The organism is Salinibaculum salinum, assembly GCF_037645885.1.
GTDB classification, from domain to species: Archaea; Halobacteriota; Halobacteria; order Halobacteriales; family Haloarculaceae; genus Salinibaculum; species Salinibaculum salinum.
Window position 1 is genome coordinate 1 of the sequence record NZ_JBBENW010000035.1, and the last position, 10,270, is coordinate 10,270.

At 61.9% G+C, this 10,270-nt stretch carries 12 protein-coding genes; 3 read left to right on the top strand and 9 right to left on the bottom strand.

Annotated elements, in window-relative coordinates; all coding sequences use genetic code 11:
- Positions 1 to 359, top strand: a 359-nt coding sequence (locus WDJ60_RS18430; protein WP_340101958.1) for a transposase, incomplete at its 5' end; no start/stop codon positions are given.
- Positions 360 to 427: 68 nt separating this feature from the next.
- Here the strand turns inward: WDJ60_RS18430 and WDJ60_RS18435 are convergent.
- The 3 genes from WDJ60_RS18435 to WDJ60_RS18445 form a co-directional block, all read right to left on the bottom strand.
- On the bottom strand, positions 428 to 2,248 hold the full coding sequence (locus WDJ60_RS18435; protein WP_340102214.1) for a formate/nitrite transporter family protein: 1,821 nt from the start codon (positions 2,246 to 2,248) through the stop codon (positions 428 to 430).
- 62 nt (positions 2,249 to 2,310) lie between these two features.
- On the bottom strand, positions 2,311 to 3,933 hold the full coding sequence (locus tag WDJ60_RS18440; protein ID WP_340102215.1) for a long-chain-fatty-acid--CoA ligase: 1,623 nt from the start codon (positions 3,931 to 3,933) through the stop codon (positions 2,311 to 2,313).
- Positions 3,934 to 4,022: 89 nt separating this feature from the next.
- Entirely contained in the window at positions 4,023 to 4,310 is a 288-nt protein-coding gene (locus WDJ60_RS18445) for a DUF5789 family protein (RefSeq protein ID WP_340102216.1), read from the bottom strand.
- 155 nt (positions 4,311 to 4,465) lie between these two features.
- Here WDJ60_RS18445 and WDJ60_RS18450 point away from each other — a divergent pair, with 155 nt between their 5' ends.
- A complete protein-coding gene (locus WDJ60_RS18450; protein WP_340102218.1) occupies positions 4,466 to 5,245 on the top strand; it encodes a PHP domain-containing protein in 780 nt (259 codons plus the stop codon).
- Between the two features lie 48 nt (positions 5,246 to 5,293).
- Entirely contained in the window at positions 5,294 to 5,458 is a 165-nt protein-coding gene (locus WDJ60_RS18455) for a DUF6757 family protein (RefSeq protein WP_340102220.1), read from the top strand.
- Positions 5,459 to 5,490: 32 nt separating this feature from the next.
- Here the strand turns inward: WDJ60_RS18455 and WDJ60_RS18460 are convergent, their stop codons facing one another.
- The 6 genes from WDJ60_RS18460 to WDJ60_RS18485 form a co-directional block, all read right to left on the bottom strand.
- Positions 5,491 to 6,294, bottom strand: a complete 804-nt coding sequence (locus tag WDJ60_RS18460) for a bacteriorhodopsin (RefSeq protein WP_417750480.1) — start codon at positions 6,292 to 6,294, stop codon at positions 5,491 to 5,493.
- Between the two features lie 252 nt (positions 6,295 to 6,546).
- On the bottom strand, positions 6,547 to 6,822 hold the full coding sequence (locus WDJ60_RS18465; protein WP_340102224.1) for a hypothetical protein: 276 nt from the start codon (positions 6,820 to 6,822) through the stop codon (positions 6,547 to 6,549).
- A gap of 51 nt (positions 6,823 to 6,873) precedes the next feature.
- Positions 6,874 to 7,350: a universal stress protein gene (locus WDJ60_RS18470; RefSeq protein WP_340102226.1), complete on the bottom strand. Its 477-nt coding sequence runs from the start codon at positions 7,348 to 7,350 to the stop codon at positions 6,874 to 6,876.
- A gap of 3 nt (positions 7,351 to 7,353) precedes the next feature.
- Entirely contained in the window at positions 7,354 to 8,988 is a 1,635-nt protein-coding gene (locus WDJ60_RS18475; protein WP_340102227.1) for a sodium:solute symporter family transporter, read from the bottom strand.
- Positions 8,985 to 9,425 carry a DUF4212 domain-containing protein gene (locus WDJ60_RS18480; RefSeq protein ID WP_340102228.1) on the bottom strand — a complete coding sequence of 147 codons (441 nt, stop codon included), beginning with the start codon at positions 9,423 to 9,425 and terminating at the stop codon, positions 8,985 to 8,987. The genes WDJ60_RS18475 and WDJ60_RS18480 overlap by 4 nt, the downstream gene beginning before the upstream one ends.
- Before the next feature lie 15 nt (positions 9,426 to 9,440).
- The coding region (locus WDJ60_RS18485; RefSeq protein ID WP_340102229.1) for an AMP-binding enzyme at positions 9,441 to 10,270 on the bottom strand (830 nt) is incomplete at its 5' end.

Below are 10,270 nucleotides of genomic sequence, written 5' to 3' on the forward strand. Positions count from 1 at the left end.
TCGTGTCGAACAAAATCGACGCGCCCGCGAGCCATCTCATCGAGTTGTACGCGATGAGATGGCGCATCGAGACGTTCTTCAGAGACACCAAGCAGGACCTCGGTTTTGGTGACTGCGAGCTCCGGCACGCCGCAGGTGCCAGTCGGCACTGGCACCTGCTGATGCTAGCCTACAGCCTCCTTAAGCTGGGTGCTGCACACAGCGCTCTTGGAACGATTCTCGGTCATGCAGCGTCGCTACGTGCCGATATCAAACGATCATTCCGCGAAGGCGTCGAAAACCTCATCTCCTGGGCATTGAACAGCCCGAACCGAAGCACCGACGAGCTAATGCAAGAAATCGAGGGTATCTTCGTCTAACGTGCGAAGTCAAGTATATACACACTCGAAATACTGGAAGTTGAACCGCGAGTCGCCGAGCTCGACGCTTAAGTGAACAGTCGGCCGAGGAGTCCCCGCCTCGTCGCCGGTTCCGCGAGCACGACGGAGCTTTCCAGGTCGTTGATGACGTCGAGATAGAGCGCGTCACGGGCGAGTCGTGACAGCAGTCCTCGTTCGGAGGCACCGAGCAGCACTAGCGTGTGTTCTTGGGCTTCCTGTTCGATTGCTGCCTCGACGTTGCCGGTGTCGTCGACGAGTCGGATGGCGTCCTCGAGTCCGTTGTCGGCGGCCCAGTCGGCGAGGAACTTCTCGCCCTGCTCGCGCTTTTCGGGCCCGTCAACGACGTGCATGAGAGTCACTTCTGCTCCGTTGATTTCGCGGAGTGCCCGTGCGACGTCGGCGCTCATGTCGTCGGATTTGTCGCCCACGACCGGGAGCAGGACCCGCGACGTGTCGAGGTCCCTGTCTTTGAGAACGAGGAAGTCACAGGGGAGCTGTCGTGTGAGGTCGTCGAGGGGACGGTCCGCGCGCGCGGCCTTCCACACGCCGTCTTCGCCCCACTCCATTACAACGAGGTCGGCGCCCTTGCGCTTGGAAACGGTGAATATCTCTTCGAACGAGCGGTGTGACAGGACTGTCGATGTCTCACACTGGACGCCGTACTCGTCGGCGATACCTCGCATATCCGCCATCAACTCTTCCGATTCGCCGATGATGCGTCGACTCTGTCTGACGCCGTACCCCTGCGAGGACTGCTGCGGCATCTGGACGATGTGGACGACGTCGACGATGGCCTCGTCTCTGTTGCTGGCCAGCGTACAGGCGAACTCGACCAGTCGCGCTTCGGTTCGGGGGTTCGTAATCGGGACGACGATGCGGAACGGACCGTCCTCTGCTTGTGTGGCCGGTTCGGATGTGTCGATAAGCGGCACGTACGACCGCCCGACGCGGCTACCGAGAACCCATTCTCGATTCGAGAGGCGACGGTTTGCGCCCTCGAACCGGGCTGATTCGAGCCGCTCTTCTGTGGTCTGGAAGTAGTTGACAACCGTCACCAGTACGACCCCGCCAGCGGTGTTTCCGAGCAACACCGGGATGACGAACTCGGTCATCCCGACAATCACCGAGAGTTCACCCAGCAAGACGAGATACACCATCTCGGTGTACGAGACGACGACGTGGAACAGGCCTCCGATGGGAATCGACAAGAAGGCGAGATAGACGACGACGAGCCGTGAAATCGTATCTCTGGCCGCGAAACTGACCCAGACCACGCCCGCGACGATGAGCCCGGCAAAGGCCGCCTTGACGAACAGTACCGTCGACCCGGTTTCGATACCTTTCGTGGCGATGTCGGCTGCGGCCGCAGAGCCGTCGGCGGAGAGAACGCCACCCCACGCGAGTGCCATGGCACCGAACGTGCCACCGGTAAAGTTTCCGGCCAGGACGACAACCCAGTTGCGCAACAGCGCCGGAATCGACGCGATGCGTTCGAGCGTCAGTGCGACCGGTGGGAGCGTGTTTTCGGTGTACAGCTGGTAGCCACCGATGATGATGTAGATGAATCCGAGCGGGTACAGCATCGCGGAGAGAACGGGATGGCCATCCGTCGACGCCGTCAGGGAGATGTACAGCAGGAACGTAATCGTGATAGCAAAGCCAGCAGCGAGACCGCTGAAAAACAGCTCCCGGTTGCCCGCGGTAATCTCCTCGTCGGCAGCGGCGACGATGCGCTGAAAGACTTCGTCGGCGGAGAAGCGATCACGGACGACCCGACCGGCCGCGGGTGCACCACTTCTGGACCGCTCGACTGCCTGCCGGACGCTCTCCTCGGGGTCGTTCTCTGAGTCGGGCTCGGAATCTGCCATTCATCGGACGGATACACCCCCACGGGTAAATTTCTGTGCATCGGCTACAGCGCCGAGCGTGCCTATCCCTCGCCGACCATCTGGTCGTGGCCGTCCCACTCCGTCTGCCTGAGTTCGTACTTCTGAATCTTTCCGGTCGAGGTCTTGGGGAGCTGGTCGACGAACTCCACCACGCGGACGGCTTTGTAGTCGGCCAGGTGTTCTTTCGTGTAGGCCGTTATTTCCTCGGCAGTCACACCCGGGTTCTCGGGGTCGCCGTTCTTCGGGATGATGTAGGCTTTCGGCGTCTCGCCCCACTCCTCGCTGGGGACCGGGATAATCGCCACCTCGCGGACTGCCGGGTGATTGTACAGACAGTCCTCTAGTTGGAGACTGGAGATGTTCTCTCCGCCGGAGACGATGATGTCCTTCTTGCGGTCTTTGATTTTCAGCATCCCGTCCTCGTTGAGCGTCGCGAGATCGCCGGTGTGGAACCACCCCTCTCTGCGGGCGCTGAAGGCCTCTTCTGTCTCCTCGGGCTTGTTCCAGTAGCCTTCCATAATCTGGTTCCCTCGGACGACAATTTCGCCAATCGTCTCGTCGTCCTGGGGGACGGAGTTACCGTCCTCGTCGACCACGTCGATTTCGGTCCCGAGCATCGCAAAGCCCTGTCTGTTCTTGATTTCGAACCGGGAGTCGTCGTCCTGGTCGAACAGCCGGTTGTAGTCGGAGGTGACGATGAGCGGGCCGGTCTCCGTCGAGCCGTACATGTGCTTGAAATACCAGCCGATTTTGTCCTCCAGCGTCCGCATGGTCGCTTCGGGTGGTGCCGCACCGCCGGAGGCGATTCGGAGGTCGTTGTCGCCGGTGGTCTGGGGGTCGTGCTCTTCCCAGTGTTCGATGAGCATGTTCATCACCGTCGGTGCACAGCACATGTAGGAGACGTCTTCCTCGGTGATTTTCTCGAAGGTGCGTTCGGGGTCGAACCCACGCGCACAGATGTGTCGAGCGCCCACGCCCGTGATGGCGAAGATATGGCCCCAGCCGTTGACGTGGAACATCGGCAGTGTCCAGTAGTAGACGTCGTCGCTCGCAATCGAGTTCTGCTGGGCGGTGAGATAGGCGTGAATCGTCTCCGTGCGGTGGGTGCGCATCACGCCTTTCGGGTCGCCAGTCGTCCCCGAGGTGTAGTTGATGGTGACAATCTCGTCTTCGGCCATCTCCGGGCGTTCGTACTCGCCGGTGTCGTAGCCGTCGATGACCGACTCGTAGTCGGCCCACTCCTCGTCGGTGTCGGCCTGCTCGGGGTCGGTACAGATGTAGGTCTCCACGTCGACGGCCTCCCGGACCGGGTCGACGTTGTCGACGAAGTCGTAGTCACAGACGATGGCGTCGATACCGGCATCGTTTATAATATACTCGTTCTCGCCGGGTTTGAGACGGTAGTTCAGTGGCGTGTGGACTGCGCCAATCTGGATGGCGGCGTAGGCCGTTTCGAGATGGTAGTGTGTGTTCGGATCCAGCACGGCGACGCGGTCGCCCTTCTCGATGCCGTGGTCCTGCAGCGCAGCCGAGAGGCGGTCGACCCTGTCGCCGAGTTCGTCGTAGGTCAGCCGGTCGCCCTCGACGGTGAGGACTGCCTCGTGTTCACCGAAGTTCTCCCGTGCCCTGTCGAGGAACTCCGTGGCCAGCAGTGGCTTTTTCATGGTCTAGTCAGACCTCACGGTCCGGATTCCAAAAGAACAGAAGGTTGCTATGTCAATGCCCGCCGGAACCGCCCGCTCGGTTTCGCCGGCTACAGCGAGACGATGTCGTGACCCTTCTCGCCGGGCGCGGTCGCGTCGCGGTCGCTGTACCCCTTTCGGCCGATTGCCTCTTCACCGAGCGCGCTGTACACCGACAGCCGCGCGTCCTCTTCGGTCTCGAACTCTTCGTTCGGCAGGCACTCGAGGACCTCTTCGAGAGTGGCTGCACCGTTTGGGAGCTCCAGTTCCAGTTCGCCGTGTTCCTCGACAAATTCGGCTGTCGTGCTCGGGAACGTGTGCGTTGCGAACGAGTCGTCCACGTCGCTGACGAGTCTCATATCTCTGACTCGGGGAGTGGCGACACATAAACTTCACCATCTATCATTGCATAACAGATTTAGGTATTCTAGCGCATCTAAGGCACAGACGATCCCCGGGTCTCGGTCCTACGCTGAGCAGAAACACCGATACCCGCGGGGGCCGACCATCCTGTATGGTAGTCGCGGACCTCCACGTCCACACGACGAACTCCGACGGGGCGCTCACACTGGAGACGATACCCGACGCGGCACGCGAGGTCGGTGTCGAGGTCGTCGCCGTCACCGACCACGACAGACTCCATCCGGACCTGCAGACGCCGGTCGCAGTCGTCAGCGGCGTCACGGTCGTCCACGGTATCGAACTTCGGGTGCGTTCGCCGGCGGGTGAAGTCGACCTGCTCGGGTACGGTGCACGCCGGACGGACGCACTCACCGCGGAAATCGACCGGCTTCAGGAGAACCGCATCGAGCGCGCTCGCCGCATCGTCGACTGCGTCGAGGATCGCCTCGGCGTGTCGCTCGATGTCGCGTTCGAACCCGGTGTCGGTCGCCCACACATCGCCCGCGCTATCGCGGAAAGCGAGGCCGACTACGAGTACGACGACGCCTTTGCCGACCTCATCGGTGATGACTGCCCCTGTTTTGTCGGTCGCGAGATTCCCGACTTCGAGACGGGACGGGACCTGCTCGCCGACGCCTGCGGACTCGTGGGGCTGGCCCATCCGCTCCGATACGACGACCCGGCGGCGGCGCTCGCGCTCACCGAGTCGCTCGATGCCGTCGAGCGCTGGTATCCATACGGTCGGGAGGTCGATTTGCGACCCGTCGAGCGGGCGATCGAGCGACACGACCTCGTTCCGACGGGTGGCAGCGACGCCCACGAGGAGACGCTGGGGCTGGCTGGACTGGACAGCGAGGCCTACCAGCACTTTCGCTCGCACGTCAGGTTGTAACTCGCCGCGGCCGCAGGGTTCAATGGTGTGCCGCCCCAAGAGTAGTGCATGCAGTGTCACTACTGCGACCGCGAAGCCGATATCGCCGTCGAGAAGGACGGAATCAAGGTCGGCGTCTGCAAGACGCACTTCCAGGAGCAGATGGAAGACCTCGCCGACGCGGACTGGCTCGACGACGTCGAAGACCAGCTCGACATCGACCGCAGGGAATGACGCCGTTGTCTCTCTCTGCCTGATCTTTTCGTTCAGTCGTCGACCGGACTGGCGCTACTTGTCGTCGTCTCTTCAGCGATGCTGTCTGTCCTGCCGATAATGCGCTCGTTTGCAGCCACCCAGCGCAACAGCAGGAACGCGAAGACGTACTTTGCGAAGATATCAAGCCCGGAGTATCCCCAGGACGTGATTGCGACGTCGAGGACGGCAAACCCCTCCGCGCCGAGCGCCCACAGAATCGGATAACCCAGCCACAGCACGACGGTCAGCACCTTGAGCGTCCCGAATATCTCGCTCGTCCCAGCGGCCTTTGCGTCTGCGGGCCACTCGACCAGCAGGACGTAGAGCACTGCGACGAAGAAGGCACAGCTGATACCGTAGAACACCCACCGCAGCAGGTACGAACCGGTCGTCAGTGCGGCGGCAAGCCCGGTGATGCACATCCCGATGTCCATCGTCACTGCCGTCGCGAGCTTTGCCCGGTTCGTCCCGGCGAGCAGTCCGAGCGCGACCAGAATCATCGGCGTCGAGAACGTCCACGTGAGGTAGCGACCCCACGGCGAGAAGACGCCGCCCTCGCCGGCGAGAGCGTGCCCTGCCGGCATCTCCAGGAATCCCACAGTCAATCCCGAGACGAGCCCGGCGTAACTGGATATCGAGACCAGCGGCACCAGCAGCGTGGCGACCCAGATGAGCTGTGCCCGCGGGTCCTCCACGTTCCGGCCCATATAGATGAAGAGGAGGATTGCCACCCCCGCGAGTGCTATGTTCGCCCACAGTGACGACGCGAGTAGTGCGTCGTTGTGGATAAACTCGAATGCGTCGTTCTGTGTCATCTGGAGGATGATCTCTGGCTGTACTCCCGTCGCACCGTTGGTGAGTGTTTGTATCATAATCGCTGACTGGGGGCTACTGTCTGGCAACCGCCTGGCGTGTTACCACATCGCGGTGTCCATCCGTGCAGGTTCTCAGTGTCGTCGATTCGACACCGTACCCGTGGATTTGCAACGAACCGGCAAAAGGAGGATGGGCTAAATCATTGGGTGAAGGGGGTGTTTCCGGGAGTTTCGGCTATCGGTCGCCGCGTGTCACCCATTGTCCGGACTACCGTCGAAACCGCTGTACGGCGTCGTATACTTGTTGCGGATGAGGACCTCGTCGTCGATTTCCAGTCCGATTTCGTCCAGTTCCTCACCGACGCGGCTGCGGTCGTTGCTGTCTGTCCCGGCAATGCCGACGTGCACGTTTTCCTCACCGATCGTCACCTTTCGGACGTCGATGACACCGTCGTCGTCTACGGCTCGGAGCCGCCCGGGCCGCTCAGACAGCGTCTGGAAGAGAAGTTGTTCTGAGCCAATCGGCAAAAAATACGGTCGCGTTCGGTTCGCGAAGACGACGGAACTCGATGTGGGGCGTTACTCTTCGTCGTCGTCGTGGAGTTCGTGACTGTCCACGACGAGGACGGGCAGGTGGGTCCGCCGCAGGACCTTCTCGGCGACGCTGCCGAGGATGACCCGCGAGAGTCCCGACCGGCCGTGCGACCCCATAACGACGAGGTCGATGTTTTCGTCATCGACGAAGTTCCGGATTGCCCGGGCGGGTTCGCCGATACGAATGTGCTCTTCGTAGTCGACGCCCCTCTCTTCGGCCGCGGCGGCGACGTAGCTGGTCGCTTCGTCGGCATCGGCTTTCACCTCGGGCATGTCGTCGAGGTTCCCCTGTCGGATGCGGTCGACCTGTTCGGTGCCCAGCCCGTAGCTGGTTGCGTCGACGTCGATAACGTACAGCGCGTGTATCGTCGCACCGTACTTTTCGGCGATATCGACGGCGTTGTCGACTGCTACTTCCGAGGTCACACTACCGTCTGTTGGAACGAGTATATCTTCGTACATTGGTTAGTCGTCCGCGGGGGTCTCTTGGCCCCCGTCGGCTGCGACAACGTCTTCGGCGGTCTGTTGCTGTCCCATCGGCTCGGGGCTGTGACACTGCCGGACAATCTGCTTGGTCTTTTCGTCCGGTTCCGGCGTCATCAGCGAGACGGCGATGGTGACGATGAACACGATCGGGGTTCCGAGCAGTGCCGCACCGATTGCCGGGAACCACTGCCCGTAGATGTCGCTGAACGGCGCGATGAGGTCGTTGACCACGGCAGCGACCCAGATCGTGAGTCCGACAATCATCCCGGCGAGTGCACCCTGGCGGTTGGTGTTCTCCCACCAGAGACCCAGGAAGAACATCGGGAACAGCACGATGCCGGCCAGCGAGAACGCCAGCGCGACGAGTTCGCCGATGAGTGCCGGCGGGTCCAGCGCAGTGAGCGTGACTATTGCACCGATACCGACAATCGTCGCACGTCCGAGGAGGACCTGCTGGCGCTGGGTCGCGTCGGGGTTGATGAGTTCCGAGTAGATGTCGTGTGCGACCGCGGAGGAGGCCGTGATGAACAGCCCTGCCGTGGTCGCAATCGCTGCGGCCATCGCACCCGCGGCGACGAAGCCGACGAACCACTGCGGGAGGTTCGCGAACTGCGCCGCGAGCACGACAATCACGTCACCTTCTGCACCGGACATGCCGCCAGTTGCAGCGTAGGCGTTGGTCCCCTGCGTCACTTCGAACAGGTCGATACCGAAGGCGGCCATCGCGGGGGCCGCCCAGTACAGCAGCATGATGAAGAACAGGCCCCACACGGTCGACCAGCGAGCCGTCCGCTCGTTCTGGACCGTGTAGAAGCGCACGAGAACGTGTGGCAGGCCACACGTCCCGACAATAAGCGAGAATGCGGTTCCCGCCCAGATGTACTCGCCACCGCCGGCGAACGGCTCGGAGAACTGCGTGTTGAGTTCGCCGATGAGTGCGCCGTACTCGATCTGGGGCAGGACCGTCGAGTAGCCCTGCGTGAAGCCGACCGCGTAGACGCCCGCGAGGAACGCCACGATGAGGATGACGTACTGGACGGCCATCCCTTTGGTCGCGCCGAGCATCCCCGAAATCGCGAGGTAGCCGACGGTAATCGTCATCATCACGATGACCATCGGCACGAAGTCCAGCCCGAAGACGTACTGCCCGACCAGGCCCATACCGCTTGCCTGACCGACCGAGTAAACGTACGCGATGAGGAGTGTCGTCAGGGCTGCAATCGCGCGTGCGGTATCCGAGTTGAACCGGTCACCGACGAAGTCGGGTGCCGTGTACTTCCCGAACCGGCGCATCTGCGCGGCCAGGAAGATGAGCAGGATGAAGTAACCGGTCGTCCAGCCGACGATGAAGGCCAGGCCGTAAAAGCCCGAGAGGGCGACCAGGCCGGCCAGCCCCAGATAGGACGCGGCGGACATCCAGTTGGCTCCGATTGCCATCCCGTTCTCGATGTTCCCGATACCACGGCCGGCGACCCACATGCCGTCGGTGTCGGCGACCTTGAACAGGTAGCCGATAGCGAGGAACGACGCCATCATGAGGAAGACGATGGCGGCCCCGACGGGCTTGAAGGAAATGTTGAGCGCCTCTGCCTGCAGCGGGAGTGTCTCTATCATTTGTCGACCCCTCCGTCAGTGGCTGCTGCGGACTCGCTGCCGGTTTCGGTTTCGACCTCGGACGGGTCGATACCGTACTTTTCGTCCAGCTGGTCGCGCTTCTTGGCGTAGATTGCCGCCAGGACGAGCGACCCGGTCGGTGCCACGAAGGCAACCAGGAAGTAGTGTGCCGGGAACCCGATGACCGGCAGTTGGGTGGTCATCGTGTCCGTCGCCAGCACCGTCGCCAGGAACGGACCCCAGACGATAACCAGCCACGCGATAAAGCCGCCCCAGACCACCCTGAGGTGGTCGCGCATAAAGGGCGTGCTCGGACTCAGTATGTTTACTTCGCTTTCGAGGTAGTTGGCGGACCGCTCCTGGGACACCACACCTCCATCGGTTCGTACATCGTCAGTCGAGCCATCAGTCGGCTCGGTCGTGTCGTTGTCTGTCATTGTTTGTGTGGAGGGTTAGTCGTCTTGGGCCTTTTTCGCGATATCCTCGACGACTTCTGGATTACGCAGCGTGGACGTGTTTCCGAGTTCGTCGCCGTTTGCGATATCCTCGAGTAGGCGGCGCATGATTTTGCCCGAGCGCGTCTTGGGCAGTTCGGGTGTGAACACGACTGCCTCTGGCCGTGCGATCGGGCCGATGCTGTCCTCGACAGCTTCGATAATCTGCTGGCGAAGTTCGTCGTTCCCCTCGTAGCCATCTTCGGTGATGACGTAGGTGTAAACTGCTTCGCCTTTCATCTCGTGGTCGCCGCCGACGACTGCCGCTTCCGCGACGCCGGGAACACCGACGATTGCCGACTCGATTTCCATCGTTCCCAGGCGGTGTCCGGAGACGTTGAGGACGTCGTCGACGCGGCCGAGCACGGTAATGAAGCCGTCGTCGTCGATCTTCGCACCGTCTTCCGGGAAGTAGACCCACTGGTCTTTCTCCGGAATCGAGTACTCGTCCCAGTATTCGTCGATGAATCGCTCGTCGTTTTTGTACAGCGTCCGGAGCATCCCGGGCCACGGCTTGTTGACGACGAGATAGCCCGCGCGGCCGGCCTCGACCGGGGACCCCTTCTCGTCGACGATATCCGCACTGATTCCTGGCAGCGGCGGCCCGGCAGAGCCGGGTTTCATGTTCTTGACTGCGGGAATCGTGGTCACCATCATCCCGCCGGTTTCGGTCTGCCACCAGGTGTCGACGATGGGGCAGTTTTCGTTGCCGATGTGTTTGTAGTACCATTTCCAGGCGCGCGGGTTGATCGGCTCACCGACCGTGCCGAGCAGGCGAAGCGAGGAGA

What these genes read in the sequence shown, in the direction of transcription:
- WDJ60_RS18435 (WP_340102214.1), bottom strand. Translation starts at nt 2,248, where the DNA reads ATGGCAGATTCCGAGCCCGACTCAGAGAACGACCCCGAGGAGAGCGTC.
- WDJ60_RS18440 (WP_340102215.1), bottom strand. Translation starts at nt 3,933, where the DNA reads ATGAAAAAGCCACTGCTGGCCACGGAGTTCCTCGACAGGGCACGGGAG.
- WDJ60_RS18445 (WP_340102216.1), bottom strand. Translation starts at nt 4,310, where the DNA reads ATGAGACTCGTCAGCGACGTGGACGACTCGTTCGCAACGCACACGTTC.
- WDJ60_RS18450 (WP_340102218.1), top strand. Translation starts at nt 4,466, where the DNA reads ATGGTAGTCGCGGACCTCCACGTCCACACGACGAACTCCGACGGGGCG.
- WDJ60_RS18455 (WP_340102220.1), top strand. Translation starts at nt 5,294, where the DNA reads ATGCAGTGTCACTACTGCGACCGCGAAGCCGATATCGCCGTCGAGAAG.
- WDJ60_RS18460 (WP_417750480.1), bottom strand. Translation starts at nt 6,294, where the DNA reads ATGACACAGAACGACGCATTCGAGTTTATCCACAACGACGCACTACTC.
- WDJ60_RS18470 (WP_340102226.1), bottom strand. Translation starts at nt 7,350, where the DNA reads ATGTACGAAGATATACTCGTTCCAACAGACGGTAGTGTGACCTCGGAA.
- WDJ60_RS18475 (WP_340102227.1), bottom strand. Translation starts at nt 8,988, where the DNA reads ATGATAGAGACACTCCCGCTGCAGGCAGAGGCGCTCAACATTTCCTTC.
- WDJ60_RS18480 (WP_340102228.1), bottom strand. Translation starts at nt 9,425, where the DNA reads ATGACAGACAACGACACGACCGAGCCGACTGATGGCTCGACTGACGAT.